We start from the raw sequence: 17,555 nt of genomic DNA, 5'->3' as shown, positions 1-17,555 counted from the left end.
CTCGGCGCGTGAAAAGCCGTGGACCGGCAACCCTAGAATCTGATGGGTGACCCAAAGCCCTGATACGAACGCCGCCAGCTCCCTGCCCACGTCATGGGACCCGGGCGCGGTAGAGGCGGACCTCTATCAGGGCTGGGTGGACGCCGGATACTTCACCGCCGATCCCGCCAGCGCCAAGCCTGGCTACTCGATCGTGCTGCCGCCCCCGAACGTCACCGGCAGCCTGCACATGGGCCACGCGCTCGACCACACCCTCATGGACGCACTGACCCGCCGCAAACGGATGCAGGGCTACGAGGTGCTGTGGTTACCCGGTATGGATCATGCCGGTATCGCCACCCAGAGCGTGGTGGAAAAGCAGCTTGCCGTCGACGGCAAGACCAAAGAGGACTTTGGTCGCGAGCTGTTCATCGACAAGGTGTGGGACTGGAAACGCGAGTCCGGCGGCACCATCGGCGCACAGATGCGTCGACTCGGCGACGGTGTCGACTGGAGCCGCGACCGTTTCACCATGGACGAGGGTCTGTCCCGCGCGGTGCGCACCATTTTCAAGAAGCTGTTCGATGCCGGGCTGATCTACCGCGCGGAACGGCTGGTCAACTGGTCACCCGAGCTGCAAACGGCGCTGTCCGATATCGAGGTCAACCACAAGGAGATCGAGGGCGAACTGGTCTCCTTCCGGTACGGCTCCCTCGACGACAACCAGCCGCACCTGGTGGTCGCGACCACTCGTCTGGAAACGATGTTGGGTGACACCGCCATCGCGGTGCATCCCGATGACGAGCGCTACCGGCATCTCGTGGGCACCGAACTGGCGCACCCGTTCCAGGACCGATCGATACCGGTCATCGCGGACACCCATGTCGACCCCGAATTCGGCACCGGAGCCGTCAAGGTCACTCCCGCCCACGACCCGAATGACTTCGAGATCGGGCTGCGGCACAACCTGCCGATGCCCACCATCATGGACACCCACGGCAGGATCGCGGACAGCGGAACGCAATTCGACGGGATGGATCGGTTCGAGGCGCGGGTGAAGGTGCGTGAGGCGCTGGCCGAGCAGGGTCGCATTGTCGCCGAGAAGCGCCCCTACCTGCACAGCGTTGGACACTCCGAGCGCTCGGGTGAGCCCATCGAGCCACGACTTTCGATGCAGTGGTGGGTCAAGGTCGAGCCGCTGGCCAAGGCCGCGGGCGATGCGGTCCGCAACGGTGACACCGTGATTCACCCGGCCAGCCTGGAGCCGCGCTGGTTCGCCTGGGTTGACGACATGCACGACTGGTGTATCTCTCGTCAGCTGTGGTGGGGCCACCGCATCCCCATCTGGCACGGTCCAAACGGCGAGATCGTGTGCCTGGGACCGGACGAGACGGCGCCCGAGGGTTATGAGCAAGACCCTGATGTGCTCGACACCTGGTTCTCGTCGGCGCTGTGGCCGTTCTCCACGATGGGGTGGCCCGACGCCACCCCGGAACTGGAGAAGTTCTATCCCACAAGCGTTCTCGTCACCGGATACGACATCCTGTTCTTCTGGGTGGCCCGGATGATGATGTTCGGCACCTTCGTGTCCGGCGATCCCGCGCTACCCGGCGGTAAGGTGCCCTTCGAGAACGTCTTCCTGCACGGCCTGATCCGCGATCAATTCGGTCAGAAGATGAGCAAGTCCAAGGGCAACGGCATCGATCCACTGGATTGGGTGGAGGGTTTCGGCGCCGACGCACTGCGCTTCACCCTGGCCCGGGGTGCCAGCCCCGGCGGTGATCTGTCTGTGGGGGAGGACGCCGCGCGCGCCTCGCGCAACTTCACCACAAAGCTGTTCAACGCCACGCGATTCGCCCTGATCAACGGTGCGGCACTGGGCGAGCTGCCCGCCGCCGACAACCTGACCGATGCCGACCGTTGGATCTTGGGTCGCCTCGAGCAGGTGCGGGCCGAGGTGGATGCCGCGCTGGATCGTTACGAGTTCAGCGTTGCCTGCGAGGGGCTGTATCACTTCGCGTGGGACGAGTTCTGCGACTGGTACCTGGAATTGGCGAAGGTTCAGATGACCGACCGCGCCGAGGGAACCCGCATTGTGCTGGCGACCGTGCTGGACACCCTGCTGCGGCTGTTGCATCCGGTGATCCCGTTCGTCACCGAGGTGCTGTGGAAGACGGTCACCGGTCAGGAGTCGGTGGTGATCGCGGCGTGGCCGACAGGCTCCGGTGTTGCCCTGGACGGCTCCTATGACGTTGCCGTGCAGCGCATTGCCGATATGCAGAAGCTGGTGACCGAGGTGCGGCGGTTCCGCAGCGATCAGGGTCTAGGTGATCGGCAGAAGGTCGCGGCTCGTCTGGCAGGTATCCCTGAGGCCGGTCTGCAGGGACAGCTGGCCGCCGTGACATCGCTGGCCTGGCTCACCCCCGCCGAGGACGATTTCAGTCCGACGGCCTCGGTGGAGGTGCGGTTGTCCGGTGCCACCGTGACCGTCGAGGTGGACACCTCCGGCACCGTCGACCTTGAGGCGGAGCGCCGGCGGCTGGAGAAGGATCTCGCCGCCGCGCGTAAGGAACTCGACGGCACCACAAGTAAACTGGGCAACGACGCGTTCCTGGCGAAGGCACCGGATGCTGTGGTCGAGAAAATTCGTGCCCGCCAGCAGGTGGCCACCGAGGAAGTCGAGCGGATCACCGCCCGTTTGGCGGGGCTGGCGTGAGCGAGTCATTGCTTCCCGAACCCTCGCCCGACGAGATCGCGGCGCTGTTACAGATCGAGTATCTGCTCGACCAGCGTTGGCCCGAAACGAAGATCGAACCGTCGACCGACCGCATCGTCGCGTTGATGGAATTACTGGGTTCGCCCCAGCGTGCGTATCCGTGCATCCACGTCGCCGGTACCAACGGCAAGACCTCGGTGACGCGGATGATCGACGCGCTGTTGACGGCACTGCACCGGCGCACCGGCCGTACCACCAGCCCGCACCTGCAGTCGGCGGTGGAGCGCATCGCCATTGACGGTCAACCGATCTCGCCGGCGAAGTACGTGGAGATCTACTCCGAGATCGAACCGTTCGTGGAGTTGGTGGACAAGCGGTCGCAGGAGCAGGGCGGGCCCGCGATGAGCAAGTTCGAGGTGCTGGTCGCCATGGCCTTTGTAGCCTTCGCGGATGCACCCGTCGATATCGGCGTGGTGGAGGTCGGGCTGGGTGGGCGTTGGGATGCCACCAACATCGTCGACGCTCCGGTCGCCGTGATCACCCCGATAGGTATCGATCATGTCGAGTTCCTGGGCCCGGACCTCGCATCCATTGCCAACGAAAAGGCCGGAATCATCAAGCGGCACAAGCTTGATGAGATGACCGGTGAGGCAGGACCCGATACTGTCGCCGTCATCGCCCAACAGGCCCCCGAGGCGATGGAGGTGCTGCTGAGCCAAACCGTGGAAGCGGATGCGGCCGTGGCGCGGGAAGGTTCGGAGTTCTCGGTCCTGTCCCGTCAGGTGGCGGTCGGTGGCCAGGTGCTCGAGTTGCAGGGGCTGGGCGGGGTATACCCGGAGATATTCCTGCCCCTGCACGGTGAGCATCAGGCCCATAACGCGGCGGTTGCGCTGGCCGCGGTCGAGGCGTTCTTTGGTGCGGGTGCCGAACGTCAGCTCGATATCGATGCGATACGAGCGGGATTCGCGTCGGTGATCGTTCCCGGGCGGCTGGAACGCGTCCGGAGCGCCCCCGCCGTCTTCCTGGATGCCGCCCACAACCCCCATGGCGCTGCCGCTTTGGCGGCCACTCTGCAATCAGAGTTCGACTTTCGGCGTCTGGTGGGTGTCGTCAGCGTGATGGGGGACAAGGACGTCGCCGGAATCCTCGCCGCGCTCGAGCCGGCATTCGACGAGATCGTGGTGACGCACAACGGTTCGCCCCGTGCATTGGAGACGGACGCGCTGGCGGCCATCGCCCTCGAGCTCTTCGGCGAGGACCGCGTCGTCGTCGCACCCACGTTGCTCGACGCCATCGAAACCGCCACGGCAATGGTGGAAGAGGCCGCCGAAGATGGCGGAGCGGAAGGCTTTCTGGGTACCGGCATCGTGATCACCGGATCGGTTGTCACCGCGGGCGCCGCACGGACACTGTTCGGAAAGGACCCGCAGTGAGCAGTCCGGAGGATGGAATCGAACCCGGCGCGGACCTGAATGTCGCCGGCGGTGCGGCTCCGCCAGATCCTTGGCGGGGTTTTCGCGGGGTGATGGCGGGCACGCTCATCCTGGAGACGATCGTGGTGCTGCTGGCCATCCCGGTGGTGAAGATGGTGGGCGGCGGCCTCTCGCCGTTATCGCTGACATACCTCGTCGGGGTCGCCGTGGCGATGGTCCTGCTCACTGGCATGCAGGGTCGGTCGTGGGCGCTCCAGGCGAATCTGGCACTCCAGGTGGTCCTGGTGGCGGGATTCTTGGTGAACGCCGCGATCGGCTTCGTCGGCCTGTTGTTTCTCGGTGTCTGGTTGCTGATCTGGTACATGCGCAACCAGGTCCGTGACCGTCAGAGCCGCGGTGAGCTGCCGGGTCAGCAGGGGCGTACTACCGACCAGTAGGCTGTCGCCCGTGACTGAGCGGACGTTGGTTTTGATCAAGCCCGATGGTGTGCGGCGGGGACTTGTCGGTGAGGTGCTGAACCGTATTGAGCGGAAGGGCCTGACGCTGGCTGCCCTTGAGCTCAAGAATGTCGACGAGTCGCTGGCAAGCGCGCACTATGCCGAGCACAAGGAGAAGCCGTTCTTCGGCTCGCTGTTGGAATTCATCACCTCGGGGCCCGTGGTGGCGGCCGTGCTGGAGGGGCCGCGTGCTATCGCCGCCTTCCGTCAGCTCGCCGGCGGCACCGATCCCGTCGAGAAGGCCGCGACCGGCAGCATCCGCGGTGATTTCGCCCTGGAAACTCAGGAGAATCTGGTGCACGGATCCGACTCACCCGAGTCGGCGGCGCGCGAGATCGCGCTCTGGTTCCCGGCCCTCTGACCCCATCCACCTGATCTGACATCGCGAGTGTGCGGTTCGCGTCGATTTCCTGCGAAATCTCGACGTAAACCGCACACTCGCTTGGTTTTGCGGCCGTGCGGATCGCGCGGGTTCACGTCCTTGGTGCCCGTCGTCTGATTCGTATGGGATACTGAGTGTGGGCCACGGCACTTCGACTCCAATAGGGGCCGGCCGGAAACCCGAATGACGACACGGCGAGCGCGATTACCATTGCAGCACGTCAAGCCATCATTCCAGCCAGGCACCGGGTGGGTTCGGAACTGCGGTATCGCAGCGACGGATCGCTCGGAGCAAGACCACCACAAACCCGGACATCCCCGGGTACATAGAGAGAAAGCCCTCGCGTGGCCGCGTCCGAAGGACGCGCCCGGGGGCTTGAGGAGAATAAGTGGCCGACTATGAGCTACCAGAAGACCTACACACCAGCACTCCTGAAGGGGACTCCGCCGCGTTAGCGCCGGACACTCCGCAACTCCCTGCTGAGCAGGGAGAACTACCCGAGAAGCTGAGGGTGCACAGCCTCGCGCGCGTCCTCGGGACCTCCACCCGTCGCGTGCTCGACGCGCTGTCCAAGCTGGATGGGCGCGCCCGTAGCCCCCATTCGAATGTCGACAAGCAGGACGCCGCGAAGGTGCGTGAGGTGCTTGCCGGCGAGGCGGAACCCGCCACCCCGTCAGCGAGTGAGGCCCCGGCCCCGGTAGTTGCCGAGGAGCCCGCCAAGGTAGTCGCCCAGGATCCGGCCGAGGACGCTGACGCCCCGCCGACCGGGCCGATTCTTGTCGCGGAGCCGACCGTCATCGAGGCTGCCGCGGTACCGACCCCGGCGGCGGCGGGACCCACCGCGTACGACTACGGACCGCTCTTCGTGGCACCACAGGCTCCCGAGCCGCAGGAACGCCCCGCGCCCGTCGTGACCGTGACGGACAGCGCTGAGGACCCCGACGAGGACTCCGGTGACGGGGACTCCGGTGACGGGGACGATTCAGACGCCGAGGATGACGGCGACCGTCCCGCGGCACGTCGCAGGCGACGGGGACGTCGTGGTCGCGGACGTGGCCGCGGCGAGCAGGCGGGCGCCGATGGGGCAGAGGAATCCGATGCCGAGGGTGGCGAGGCCACCGATGGTGAAGATGCTGCCGAGGACGCCGATGCTGACTCCGCCGCCGAGGGTGACGAGTCGAACGCTGAGGATGGCGACACGCCCGAGGGCGCCAGCCGCCGTCGGCGCCGCCGTCGCAGGCGCAAGGCCGGAAGTGGTGACGACGGCGATAGCGCCTCGGATGACGATCCGCCGAACACCGTTGTGCATGAACGCAAACCACGCGCTGAGCGCGCCGAGCGCGGCGACGAGATTCAGGGTATTTCCGGATCTACCCGTCTGGAGGCCAAGCGTCAGCGCCGCCGTGACGGACGTGATGCCGGACGGCGCCGCCCGCCGATCCTGACCGAGGCGGAGTTCTTGGCCCGGCGTGAGGCCGTCGACCGGGTGATGGTGGTGCGGGACAAGACCCGTACGGAACCGCCGCACGAGGGCGCCCGGTACACGCAGATCGCCGTCCTGGAGGACGGTGTGCTCGTCGAGCATTTCGTGACGTCGGCCGCGTCCGCGTCGCTGGTGGGCAACATCTACCTCGGTGTCGTGCAGAACGTGCTGCCGTCGATGGAGGCCGCCTTCGTCGACATCGGCCGTGGTCGCAACGGAGTGCTGTATGCCGGTGAGGTCAACTGGGAGGCCGCCGGTCTCGGCGGCTCCAACCGCAAGATCGAGCAGGCACTCAAGTCGGGCGACTACGTCCTGGTCCAGGTCAGCAAGGACCCGGTGGGGCATAAGGGTGCCCGACTGACCACGCAGATCTCGCTGGCGGGCCGTTATCTGGTGTACGTACCGGGTGCGTCGTCGACGGGAATCAGCCGCAAGCTCCCCGACACCGAGCGGCAGCGTCTCAAGGAGATTCTGCGGGATATCGTCCCCTCGGATGCCGGTGTCATTATTCGCACCGCGTCAGAAGGTGTGCGAGAAGACGACATTCGCGCCGATGTGCAGCGCCTGCAGGAGCAGTGGCAGGACATTGAGCAGCGTTCCACCGAACTCACGTCGAAGGCATCCGGGGCCGCCATGGCGCTCTACGAGGAGCCCGACGTACTGGTCAAGGTGGTTCGTGACCTGTTCAACGAGGACTTCTCCAAGCTCATCATCGAGGGCGATGTGGCCTGGGGCACGATCGACGATTACGTGAAAAGCGTTGCCCCCGATCTTCTTTCGCGCATCAATCGATATGAGCCGACCGACGGTCCGGACGTTTTCGCGGTGCATCGCATCGACGAGCAGTTGGCCAAGGCGCTCGACCGCAAGGTGTGGCTGCCCTCGGGTGGCACCCTCGTCATCGATCGCACCGAGGCCATGACGGTTGTCGACGTCAACACCGGCAAGTTCACCGGTGCCGGCGGCAACCTGGAGGAGACGGTCACCCGCAACAACCTGGAAGCCGCCGAGGAAACCGTCCGGCAGTTGCGCCTGCGCGATGTCGGCGGAATCGTCGTCATCGACTTCATCGACATGGTGCTCGAATCCAACCGGGACCTGGTGCTGCGGCGGCTCACCGAGGCGTTGGGACGCGATCGCACGCGCCACCAGGTATCCGAGGTGACCTCGCTGGGGCTGGTGCAGCTGACCCGCAAGAAGCTCGGCACGGGCCTGATTGAGGCGTTCTCGTCGACCTGTGCCCATTGCGCGGGCCGGGGCATCGTGCTGCATGTCGACCCCGTCGATAACGCGGGCGCGGCTGCAGGGGGAACCAAGAAGGCCGAAACCGGCCGCCGTACCAAGCGTTCCCGCAAGGGCAAGGCGGATGAGCCCGAAGTGGTGGTCGTCCGCACTCCACCCCACCCGCAGGGTGAACACCCGATGTTCAGGGCGATGGCCGCCGCCAATGGCCACCACGAAGATGGGGAAGACGGCGACGTGGCCGAGGACGTGCTGGACAACGACGTGATCGATGAGGTCGACGAGATTGTCGAGGCCGTCCGGAGCGCGGAGACTCCGGATATCTCGAATGGTGAACCCGAGCCCGCCGACGGTGATGCCACACCGGAGATCGAGGCCGAGAACGCACCCGAGGTGGCCGCGGAAGAGTCAGACGAGCCCGTAGCACCGGTCGCCGACCCTGAACCGGCCGCCAAGGCGCCCACGCGTCCCCGGCGGAGACGGTCGGCCGCGCGCGCCGCGGGGCCTCCGGTCGACCACTAGGCCGCTGCTAGTTGCAGCGTTCCCGGAAATCCCCAAGCGGTCGGCGGATCTCCTGTAGATCGGCCTTCACCTGGGGATTCTCGTCCAGATATTGGCGGGCCTTCTCGCGTACCTGGTCTTTGGGCTGGCCCTTGAGGCCCGTAAAGAAGTCGTTCACCTCCGGATGTGTGAACAGGTACGTCGAGGTGGCCGCGGAGACACCTGTCGCGACACCCGCTAGATCCGCGGCCGTGCAGTTGGGCAGGGGATCGGCGGCGGCCGTGACGGCTCCGTTCAGTACCAGCGCGGCGGCGACGCCGAGCAGTCCAGCGGCCATCCCGCGAGCGGCCCAAGCTGTCATCATCACTCCTCTGTAGTCGAATTGATCACTGCTGGAACGGTATTGATCAGCGCGGCCCACCGATGCCGCCTCCACCACCTGGACGACCCGGACGCCCGAAATCGGGCGGTGGCGACGGGTTGACGGTGGGCGGTGGCGGCGAGTCGTGACTAGATCCGAGGATGACGTCCATTCCCCAGTTGTCGCAGTACCAGTCGTTCTCGCAGGGGTACGGAACATACGGCGTCGAGGACGTAGTACTGCCGCCTCCTCGGACATCACCCTGCGCGCACAGGGTGGTTCCGTTGGCGTTGACGCACTCGGCCGCCGACGGCGGGGCGGCGATGACGCCGAGCGCCGGTAGCAGGATCGCCATGCTGGCCGAGAGGACGCACCGAATCGTTCGCACCGCCGTACCTCCGCACGTCGAGGAGTGGATCGCCCGCCGATCTGTACGGTTATCTGCGGATGTCCAGGCTCAGTGAGGCGAGTGTAGTTCCGATCACACCCGGCACGAGTGCGATTGGGGTTCCGGCATCGCCGAACAAGGGGTGCCGGTTTGACCCTTAGCCCGCTGGTCACGTAGCCTTGAGCAGTTGTCACGAGGCTTCCGGCCCGCGACATGCGGGCTAGCGGAAGAACCGAGCGGGCCCACCCACGATCCAGATGCGCCAGCCGACCTGGTTGCGCGCGTCCGAAGAGCAGAGCAGAGGTAGCGCAACGATGGCGACGTACGCAATCGTCAAGACCGGTGGCAAGCAGTACAAGGTTGCCGTCGGTGACGTGTTGAAGGTCGAGAAGATCGAATCGGAGCCCGGCTCCTCGGTGCAGCTGCCCGTCGCTCTGGTCGTGGACGGTGCCACCGTCACCACTGACGCAGACAAGCTGGCCAAGGTGGCTGTGACCGGGGAGATCCTCGAGCACACCAAGGGCCCGAAGATTCGCATCCACAAGTTCAAGAACAAGACCGGCTACCACAAGCGGCAGGGTCACCGTCAGCCGTTGACCGTGCTCAAGGTCACCGGGATCAAGTAGAGGATTTGACTCATGGCACACAAGAAGGGCGCGTCTAGCTCGCGCAACGGTCGTGACTCCGCCGCACAGCGGCTCGGCGTCAAGCGGTTCGGTGGCCAGCTCGTCAAGGCCGGCGAGATCCTGGTCCGTCAGCGCGGCACTCACTTCCACCCCGGCGTGAACGTCGGGCGTGGCGGCGACGACACCCTGTTCGCGACCTCCGCGGGCACCGTCGAGTTCGGCGCCCGCCGTGGCCGCCGGGTCGTCAACATCCTCCCGGTCGACGCTTAATTGGTGTTCTGTGTTCGGTATGACCGAGCACAGAACAGTGTGAAGGAGGCTTAATGCCTCGTTTTGTTGACCGTGTTGTCATCCATGCCAAGGCAGGTACCGGCGGTCATGGCTGCGCTTCGGTGCATCGCGAGAAGTTCAAACCACTCGGTGGCCCCGATGGCGGCAATGGTGGTCGTGGCGGCAGCGTGATTCTCGAAGTGGACCCGCAGGTGCATACCTTGCTGGACTTCCACTTCCATCCCCACCTGCAGGCACCCAACGGTACGCAGGGCATGGGTGGCCACCGCAGCGGTTCCAACGGCGACGACCTGATTCTCCGGGTGCCCGACGGCACCGTTGTGCTCGATGACGACGGCCGGATCCTTGCCGACTTGGTCGGCGCCGGTACGCGTTTCGACGCGGCCGCCGGTGGCCGGGGCGGACTGGGCAATGCCGCGTTGGCATCTCGTGCCCGTAAGGCCCCCGGATTCGCCTTGCTCGGTGAGGCCGGAGCCGAAGCCGACCTCACTCTCGAACTGAAAACCGTCGCCGATGTTGGGCTGGTCGGGTTCCCGTCGGCGGGTAAATCGTCTCTGGTCTCGGTGCTTTCGGCCGCAAAGCCGAAGATCGCCGACTATCCGTTCACGACATTGGTACCCAACCTGGGCGTGGTGACCACCGGCGAGCACTCCTTTGTGATGGCCGACGTCCCCGGTCTGATTCCCGGTGCGGCCGACGGGCGCGGGCTGGGTCTGGAGTTCCTGCGTCATATCGAGCGCTGCGCGGTGCTGGTTCACGTTGTCGACTGCGCGACGCTGGAACCCGGCCGCGACCCAGTTTCCGATATCGACGCCCTGGAAAATGAGTTGGCGCGGTATCAACCGACGTTGCAAGCTGATTCTGTGTTGGGTGACCTGGCCGACCGGCCTCGTGCGGTGGTGCTCAATAAGGTCGACGTGCCGGAGGCCGCCGAGCTTGCCGACTTTGTCACCGAAGAGGTCTCCAAGCGCGGCTGGCCGGTCTTCAAGGTGTCCACGTTGACCCGGGATGGGTTACGGCCGTTGACCTTCGCTCTGTGGGAGATGATCCAGGCGGCCCGCGCCGCACAGCCCACACAGGTGAAGACCCGTGCGGTGATTCGGCCTATCCCGGTCGATGAGAGTGGCTTCACCGTGATCCCCGACGCGGAGAACCCCGGCGGATTCGTGGTGCGCGGAGTGCGCCCCGAACGCTGGATTCGTCAGACCAACTTCGAAAACGACGAGGCCGTGGGCTATCTCGGCGACCGGCTGGCACGCCTGGGCGTCGAAGATCAGCTGCTCAAGCTGGGTGCACAACCCGGCTGCGCGGTCACCATCGGCGACATGACCTTCGATTGGGAACCGCAGACTCCGGCGGGTGTCGATGTGACCCTCAGCGGGCGCGGCACCGATTCACGTATCGACAAGATCGATCGTGTGGGTGCGTCCGAGCGTCGCCAGGCCCGGCGGGTGCGCCGCGGGCAGGTAGAGCCGGAGTGAACATGGGTGCGCAGGCACGCCAAGCAATTCAGGCGGCACGCACCGTCGTTGTGAAGGTCGGCACCGCCGCCCTCACCGATGCGACCGGAACATTCAGTGCCGACCGGATGGAGTACCTCGTCGAGGCCATCGAGGGCCGGATGAAGGCCGGGTCCGATGTGGTGATCGTGTCTTCGGGAGCGATCGCGGCCGGCATGGTTCCGCTCGGATTAACCAAGCGCCCCACGGATTTGGCGACCAAGCAGGCAGCCGCCAGCGCGGGCCAGGTCGCGCTCATCAGTGCCTGGAGCGCGGCCTTCGCGCGTTATCAACGCACCGTGGGCCAGGTGCTGTTGACCGCCCACGACATCTCCATGCGTGTGCATCACACCAACGCCCAGCGCACTCTCGACAGGCTGCGGACATTGCACGCGGTGGCCGTCGTGAACGAGAACGACACCGTGGCCACCAACGAGATTCGCTTCGGGGATAACGACCGCCTGTCGGCGCTCGTCGCTCATCTCGTGGGTGCTGACGCACTGGTGTTGCTTTCCGACATCGATGGGCTGTACGACTCTGACCCCCGAAAGGGAAACGCGCGCTTCATTTCCGAGGTAGGTGGACCGGCGGATCTGGACGGTGTGATCGCCGGGCCGGGTGGTTCCCGCGGCACCGGGGGAATGGCATCGAAGCTCTCGTCGGCGCTGTTGGCCGCGGATGCCGGTGTCCCGGTGTTGCTGGCTTCGGCGACCGAGGCTGAGGCGGCCTTGGGGGACGGCTCCTGCGGAACAGTCTTCGCCGCGCGACCGCAACGCATGTCGGCACGCAAGTTCTGGGTGCGCTATGCGGCCGAGGCGACCGGCTCGCTGAGCCTCGACGCGGGTGCCGTGCGCGCGGTGGTGGCATCGCGCCGTTCCTTGCTGCCCGCCGGAATCACCGAGGTGTCCGGGCGCTTCCACGGCGGCGATGTCGTCGAACTTCGCGATGCCGAGGGCGCGATGGTCGGCCGTGGCGTGGTGGCCTATGACGCCGCCGAACTGGCGACCATGCTGGGCCGTTCCACCAGCGAGCTTCCCGAGGATCTGCGGCGCCCCGCAGTGCATGCCGACGACCTCGTCACCTGAGCGCTTCGCGCCTTGCCCGAAAGAGTGGCGCATCGCCACGGCGCCTGATAGAAATTGTCAGCTGGTTCACAGCTTGGGGTAGATTCCCCAATTTCGACGCGGCGTGTACTTTGCGCTGGTCCGGCACGGAGGGGGTATCGATGGCAGGGCGGTCGATCGGGTTTGTGAGTGCGGTGGCGATTGCGCTGGGGGCGGTGACATCGTCAGCCGTCGCCGCGGCGACATCGACCGACGAAAGCCAGATCCGGCAGGTGGTTGCCGCCGAGCTGACCGCACTGCGGGCGCTCGATCCCGCTGCCTACGCACAGAACTTCTGTGCCGAGTATCGCGACGCCTACGAGGCGTGGGTGCAGCGGAACATCACGCCGCCGCCTTTCGAGGATCTTGAGGGAGCCAATCCGAAGCGACTGACTTCGGTGCTGCGCAAGAACTTCCCCACGGTGTCGGCTATCGCGATCCAGGCTTTCGTCAACGCCGCCGCCGAAGGTGATCGGGATGCGTATCACCAGGCGTGGCTCGGGATTCTGCGGGAAGAGTTCTCCCACTACTCATATCGAGTGCGGCAGGTGCAAGTCACCGGCGACCAGGCCGATGTGACCGTTCAGGCCACACTGGCCAAGGCGTCGGGCACCGTCCAATGGCAGTTCCTCCGTGAGAGCGGCGACTGGATGGACTGCACGCCTCCTCCGGCCGCATCCGATTCCGCAGCGCCCTCCCTGAAGGGTGAGGTGCCCCAAGGACTTCTCGGTGACATCGGTGATGTGCGTGCAGCGGGGTAGCGACGATGAAAATCTGGATCGAAGGAGAATGACCGTGTCAAAGAATGTCTTCGCTTGGTTGGCGGCGCTTTTCGTGGCCATCGGGCTGCTTTCGCAGACTGCTGTCGCAAGCGCCACCGCAGCAGATGAGGCCGAGATCCGGGATGTCACCGCGGGACGGCTGTCGGCGCTGCAGGCTGTGGACGCCGTGCAGTACGCGTCGTTCTTCTGCGGTGACGTTCGGGACAAGGTCGAATCGGATTGGGGGCAATCGTTCTCCCCGCCCGAGGTCAGCCGTTTGGAGGGCGCGAACCTGAAGAAGCTGCGTGCGAAGGTTCGCGAGGTGTTTCCACTGGCTTCAAACGCTGCCGTTGAGGACTTCGTGACCGCCGTGGACAACCAAGACCAGCAGGCGTTGTCGTCGGCGTGGCACCGTTTCTGGGTGGAAACCTTCGCGCACCTGACCTTCAAGGTCAGCAAGGTGACGGTGACCGGCGATACGGCCAACGCGACCATCGCGTTCCGCAACACCGGCGGACGTGGAAACGAGCCGCGGAAGTTCGTGCGCGAGGACGGCTTCTGGAAGGACTGCACACCCGAAGCCACGCAAACTGAAACTGCCATCGGCAACGATGAGCCGCTGCTGGAGGCCCTGACCGGAGCAGAGAGCTAACGGATCTCGCGGCCGGCAGCGCCATCACGAGCGCGATCTCCGCACGCCCGTTGGCTGGTAGGTTTGCTCGGTCAGGGTGCACGAGCTGATCTGTACTGATAGAAATTAGCTCGGAGACGAGTGGTCGATACGAGCGAGGGTTGTCATGGTTTGCCGGAGATGGGCCGGGGCGGTGCTGCTGGGGGCGCTGCTGTTCGGTGGGGTGGGTTGCACGCAAACCGTGGAGGGTGACGGTCAGCCCAATGCTGAGGCGCTCGCGACGGCGCGCGACGAGAATCAGATCAAGGCCCTGATCGAGAAGCAGAACACGTATACCTTGAGCTTTGATTTTGCGAAGCTGGCCGAGACCAAGTGTGCGAAGTATCGGGATGCCACCGCCCAGAGCGGACCGCCCATTCCGCCGATGAGCGACATCGCGCCGCCGGAGATCGCCACGGTGCCGGGCGCCGGTGATGCGCTGAGGGGGTTGCTGGCCCAGAAATTCCCCACGGTGCCGCAAGACGTCATCAATGCCGTGGTCGACAGTCTCGTCGCTCAGGACGAGCAGGCGTACCAGACGGCGATGCGCAATCTGCTGAAATCGCTCATCACCGTCAAGGTCACCGATGTGCAGAACATCGAAATCAAGGGTGACCAGGCCACCGCGGATATCACGATCACCACCACGTCGGGGAACAAGACCCCCTCGGAGGAGAAGCAGACCGTCAAGTACGTCAAGGAAGACGGAAAGTGGCTGGACTGCGCGCCGCCGGGCGGCGGGGCGTAGTCCGAACGTAACGGACGGTGTCCTGCGGCGATAACGTGATGAAGCACTGCCAACCAGGGGAGGGAACCGTGAAGCGAGCGTTCGCAGTCGTCGCAGCGGTCGCTACGCTGGCCACACTCGGGGCCCCCGGTGCGGGTGCGGCGCCCAACCGTGACGCGGTGACAGAGCATGTGCGGGCCTGGGAAAAGGCATACAACGACGTCGACACCAACAAGATCGGCGACCTGACCTGCGATAAGTATCGCGACCGCGAAATGGCGAACAACGAGTCGCGGATCCCGACATGGGACGACTTCGTCAAGCCCTCGGATCTGTATGCCAAGTTCCCCAAACTCACCCAGGGAACGCTGGATCAGCTGCTTGACGCCGCCAAACGCAAGGACGCCGCCGCCTTCCGGCAGGCCTCGGTGCAGGTAGTGCGGGAGAACGCGCATCTGACGGTCACCACCATCGACAAGGTCAATGTCATCGAGGCCAAGAACGCGACGGCCACGGTGACCACGTCATCGGTGTGGGGCAACGATTCGCCCAAGACCACCACGTCCGATTGGTACCTGACCTACGAGCGTGATGCCTGGCGGTACTGCAACCCGGTCCTGACGGTCCGCTGACTCAGGCCCCCTTGAGCGACAGCTCGATCCTGGCCGCCGAGGGAGCACAGTTTCCGGCGCCTGTGCGCAGTGTGGCGAGCGCACCGGCCACATTCGCCCGCCGTAGGGCCGTCTCGGCTCCGTGCGGCCACCACGCCGCCAGCACGCCGGCGAACACATCACCGGCGCCGGTGGTGTCGATCGGCCGCACTGGATACGACGGAACCGTGATCTCCCCCTGAGGGCTGCGGTAACGCGATCCCTCGTCGCCCAGCGTGGTCACCAGGTGCCGCGACGGATACAGCCAGGATTTGGCCTCGGTCTCGTTCACGATGACCACGCTCGCGCGAAAGGCCAGCTCCGCCAGGTCCGGTGAGCGCTCGGGTACCGGGGAAGCGTTGAGTACGAATTGCTTACCGGCCTCGGCGGCCCACCGCGCCGCTATCAGAGCGACCGGAACCGGGATCTCCAACTGGCACAGCAACACATCGTGCGAGCAGATGATGTCCTTGTGCACCTTCTCGTCCAAGGTGAAGGCACTGTTGGCGCCGGGAGCCACCACGATGGAGTTCTCCCCGGAATCCTCCACGGTGATAGTGGCCATTCCACTGGGCCCGTCCACCTCGACGAGTCCGTCGAGGCCAATGTTGTTGTCTGCCAAGTGGGATCGCAGCATCGGTGCGGCGCCATCGGATCCCACCGCTCCGATGAACTGCACTGAGGCGCCCGCACGCGCCGCGGCGACGGCCTGATTGGCGCCCTTGCCTCCTGGAGAGGGCAGGGCCGACGTCGCCAGCACCGTCGCACCTGGGGCGGGCAGCTCCTCCACCCGCAACGTCAGATCCATGTTGACGCTGCCGAGGACACATACTGTGGCTAACTCGGTCACCCGCCTAGGCTAGTCCTGGCGCAGCTACATTTCGGGCACCCGGATACCCTGACACGATGAGCGTTTCAACCAACGAGTTGGCCGCACCCACGGCGGACGTCTCCGGTGCCGCCGCAGATCTGCGCGCAGACGTTCATGATGCCGCCCGGCGGGCGCGGGTCGCGGCCCGCGATCTGGCCCGGCTCACCGCGGACACGAAGAACATCGCGCTTGGTGCGGCGGCCGATGCGATTGTCGCCGCCACCGATTCGATCATCACGGCCAACGCCGATGACCTGCAGCGAGCCCGAGACGCCGGTATCGGTGTGGCCATGCTCGACCGTCTCGCGCTGGACGAGCGCCGGATCGCCGGGATAGCCGATGGGCTGCGTCAGGTCGCAGGTCTGCCGGACCCCATCGGGGAGGTGCTGCGCGGTTCCACCCGGCCCAACGGATTGCGGTTACGTCAGCTCAGGGTGCCGCTCGGCGTGGTCGGCATGGTGTACGAGGGGCGACCGAACGTCACGGTCGACGCATTCGGGTTGACCCTCAAGTCGGGCAACGCGGTGCTGCTGCGCGGCAGCTCGTCGGCCGCAACCTCCAACACCGAACTCGTGCGGGTGCTGCGTGAATCGCTGCTCGCCAGCGGGCTGCCCGCCGATGCCGTCCAGCTGCTCGACAGCCAGGACCGGGTGACGGTGACCCATCTCATCCAGGCACGCGGCCTCGTGGATGTCGTGATTCCGCGCGGCGGTGCCGGCCTCATCGACGCCGTGGTCCGCGACGCGCAGGTGCCTACCATCGAAACCGGGGTCGGCAATTGTCACGTGTATGTGCATGCCGATGCCGACCTCGAGCTGGCCGAGCGGATCCTGTTGAACTCCAAGACCCGTCGCCCGAGCGTGTGCAATGCCGCCGAGACGCTCCTCATCGACCGTGAGATCGCGGAGGCCGCGGTGCCGCGACTCATCGGCGCGCTGCAGGCCGCCGGGGTCACCGTGCACGGTGACCTGGCAGTGCCCGGCGTTGTTCCGCTGACCGAGACGGACTTCGGCACCGAATACCTGTCGTTGGATATCGCGGCCGCCGTCGTCGACGATCTCGACGCCGCGGTTCGCCACATCGAGCAGTACTCCAGTGGGCACACCGATGCCATCGTTACCGCGAATCTTGGTGCAGCCCAGGAATTTACCGATCGTGTGGACAGCGCGGCCGTGATGGTCAACGCCTCCACCGCGTTCACCGACGGCGAGCAGTTCGGCTTCGGCGCGGAGATCGGCATCTCGACTCAGAAGCTGCACGCCCGTGGCCCCATGGGGCTGCCCGAACTGACCACAACCAAGTGGATCGTCTTCGGAGACGGTCAGATCCGTCCCGCCTAACACCTGGAGAACGAGTGGACCGAACCGAGACCGCG

At 65.6% G+C, this 17,555-nt stretch carries 17 protein-coding genes; 14 read left to right on the top strand and 3 right to left on the bottom strand.

Annotated features, from left to right (window positions below; all coding sequences use genetic code 11):
* The first annotated feature begins 46 nt into the window (after positions 1-46).
* From B4394_RS00850 to B4394_RS00830, 5 genes are all read left to right on the top strand, one after another.
* Complete coding sequence (locus B4394_RS00850) at positions 47-2,695, top strand: valine--tRNA ligase (RefSeq protein ID WP_078313879.1); 2,649 nt, start codon at positions 47-49, stop codon at positions 2,693-2,695.
* Positions 2,692-4,128, top strand: a complete 1,437-nt coding sequence (gene folC, locus B4394_RS00845) for a bifunctional tetrahydrofolate synthase/dihydrofolate synthase (protein WP_078309155.1) — start codon at positions 2,692-2,694, stop codon at positions 4,126-4,128. The genes B4394_RS00850 and folC overlap by 4 nt, the downstream gene beginning before the upstream one ends.
* Positions 4,125-4,565, top strand: coding sequence for a DUF4233 domain-containing protein (locus tag B4394_RS00840; protein WP_078309154.1), 441 nt, complete (start codon positions 4,125-4,127; stop codon positions 4,563-4,565). The genes folC and B4394_RS00840 overlap by 4 nt, the downstream gene beginning before the upstream one ends.
* A gap of 10 nt (positions 4,566-4,575) precedes the next feature.
* Positions 4,576-4,986 (top strand): nucleoside-diphosphate kinase, encoded by a 411-nt coding sequence (gene ndk, locus B4394_RS00835; RefSeq protein WP_078298456.1) that lies wholly within the window; start codon positions 4,576-4,578, stop codon positions 4,984-4,986.
* 409 nt (positions 4,987-5,395) lie between these two features.
* Positions 5,396-8,254, top strand: coding sequence for a ribonuclease E/G (locus B4394_RS00830; protein WP_078313878.1), 2,859 nt, complete (start codon positions 5,396-5,398; stop codon positions 8,252-8,254).
* Positions 8,255-8,261: 7 nt separating this feature from the next.
* Here the strand turns inward: B4394_RS00830 and B4394_RS00825 are convergent, their stop codons facing one another.
* Positions 8,262-8,594: a heme-binding protein gene (locus B4394_RS00825; RefSeq protein WP_078309410.1), complete on the bottom strand. Its 333-nt coding sequence runs from the start codon at positions 8,592-8,594 to the stop codon at positions 8,262-8,264.
* 46 nt (positions 8,595-8,640) lie between these two features.
* Positions 8,641-8,982 carry a hypothetical protein gene (locus B4394_RS00820; RefSeq protein ID WP_078309152.1) on the bottom strand — a complete coding sequence of 114 codons (342 nt, stop codon included), beginning with the start codon at positions 8,980-8,982 and terminating at the stop codon, positions 8,641-8,643.
* Between the two features lie 314 nt (positions 8,983-9,296).
* Here B4394_RS00820 and rplU point away from each other — a divergent pair, with 314 nt between their 5' ends.
* From rplU to B4394_RS00780, 8 genes are all read left to right on the top strand, one after another.
* Positions 9,297-9,608, top strand: coding sequence for a 50S ribosomal protein L21 (gene rplU / locus B4394_RS00815; RefSeq protein WP_078291167.1), 312 nt, complete (start codon positions 9,297-9,299; stop codon positions 9,606-9,608).
* 12 nt (positions 9,609-9,620) lie between these two features.
* Positions 9,621-9,878: a 50S ribosomal protein L27 gene (rpmA, locus tag B4394_RS00810; protein WP_030095129.1), complete on the top strand. Its 258-nt coding sequence runs from the start codon at positions 9,621-9,623 to the stop codon at positions 9,876-9,878.
* Positions 9,879-9,931: 53 nt separating this feature from the next.
* The gene (obgE, locus tag B4394_RS00805) at positions 9,932-11,380 is read left to right on the top strand and encodes a GTPase ObgE (protein WP_078309151.1); all 1,449 of its coding nucleotides are present in this window, start codon (positions 9,932-9,934) and stop codon (positions 11,378-11,380) included.
* Between the two features lie 2 nt (positions 11,381-11,382).
* Positions 11,383-12,483 carry a glutamate 5-kinase gene (gene proB / locus B4394_RS00800; RefSeq protein WP_170914942.1) on the top strand — a complete coding sequence of 367 codons (1,101 nt, stop codon included), beginning with the start codon at positions 11,383-11,385 and terminating at the stop codon, positions 12,481-12,483.
* A gap of 140 nt (positions 12,484-12,623) precedes the next feature.
* Positions 12,624-13,262 (top strand): hypothetical protein, encoded by a 639-nt coding sequence (locus B4394_RS00795; RefSeq protein ID WP_078309149.1) that lies wholly within the window; start codon positions 12,624-12,626, stop codon positions 13,260-13,262.
* Positions 13,263-13,296: 34 nt separating this feature from the next.
* The gene (locus B4394_RS00790) at positions 13,297-13,914 is read left to right on the top strand and encodes a hypothetical protein (RefSeq protein WP_139359843.1); all 618 of its coding nucleotides are present in this window, start codon (positions 13,297-13,299) and stop codon (positions 13,912-13,914) included.
* Between the two features lie 172 nt (positions 13,915-14,086).
* On the top strand, positions 14,087-14,680 hold the full coding sequence (locus B4394_RS00785) for a hypothetical protein (protein WP_078313876.1): 594 nt from the start codon (positions 14,087-14,089) through the stop codon (positions 14,678-14,680).
* Positions 14,681-14,748: 68 nt separating this feature from the next.
* Positions 14,749-15,291 (top strand): hypothetical protein, encoded by a 543-nt coding sequence (locus tag B4394_RS00780; protein WP_078309146.1) that lies wholly within the window; start codon positions 14,749-14,751, stop codon positions 15,289-15,291.
* A gap of 1 nt (position 15,292) precedes the next feature.
* On the opposite strand, the gene B4394_RS00775 is transcribed toward B4394_RS00780, so the two are convergent.
* Complete coding sequence (locus tag B4394_RS00775) at positions 15,293-16,159, bottom strand: ribokinase (protein ID WP_078309145.1); 867 nt, start codon at positions 16,157-16,159, stop codon at positions 15,293-15,295.
* 56 nt (positions 16,160-16,215) lie between these two features.
* On the opposite strand from B4394_RS00775, the gene B4394_RS00770 reads away from it, so the two are divergent.
* Positions 16,216-17,520: a glutamate-5-semialdehyde dehydrogenase gene (locus tag B4394_RS00770; RefSeq protein ID WP_078309144.1), complete on the top strand. Its 1,305-nt coding sequence runs from the start codon at positions 16,216-16,218 to the stop codon at positions 17,518-17,520.
* Positions 17,521-17,555: the final 35 nt, after the last annotated feature.

It is taken from the genome of Mycobacterium sp. D16Q16 (genome assembly GCF_002013745.1).
GTDB lineage: Bacteria > Actinomycetota > Actinomycetes > Mycobacteriales > Mycobacteriaceae > Mycobacterium.
The sequence above is the reverse complement of the archived record's forward strand: the minus strand, read 5'-3'. Positions and strand labels throughout refer to the sequence as shown.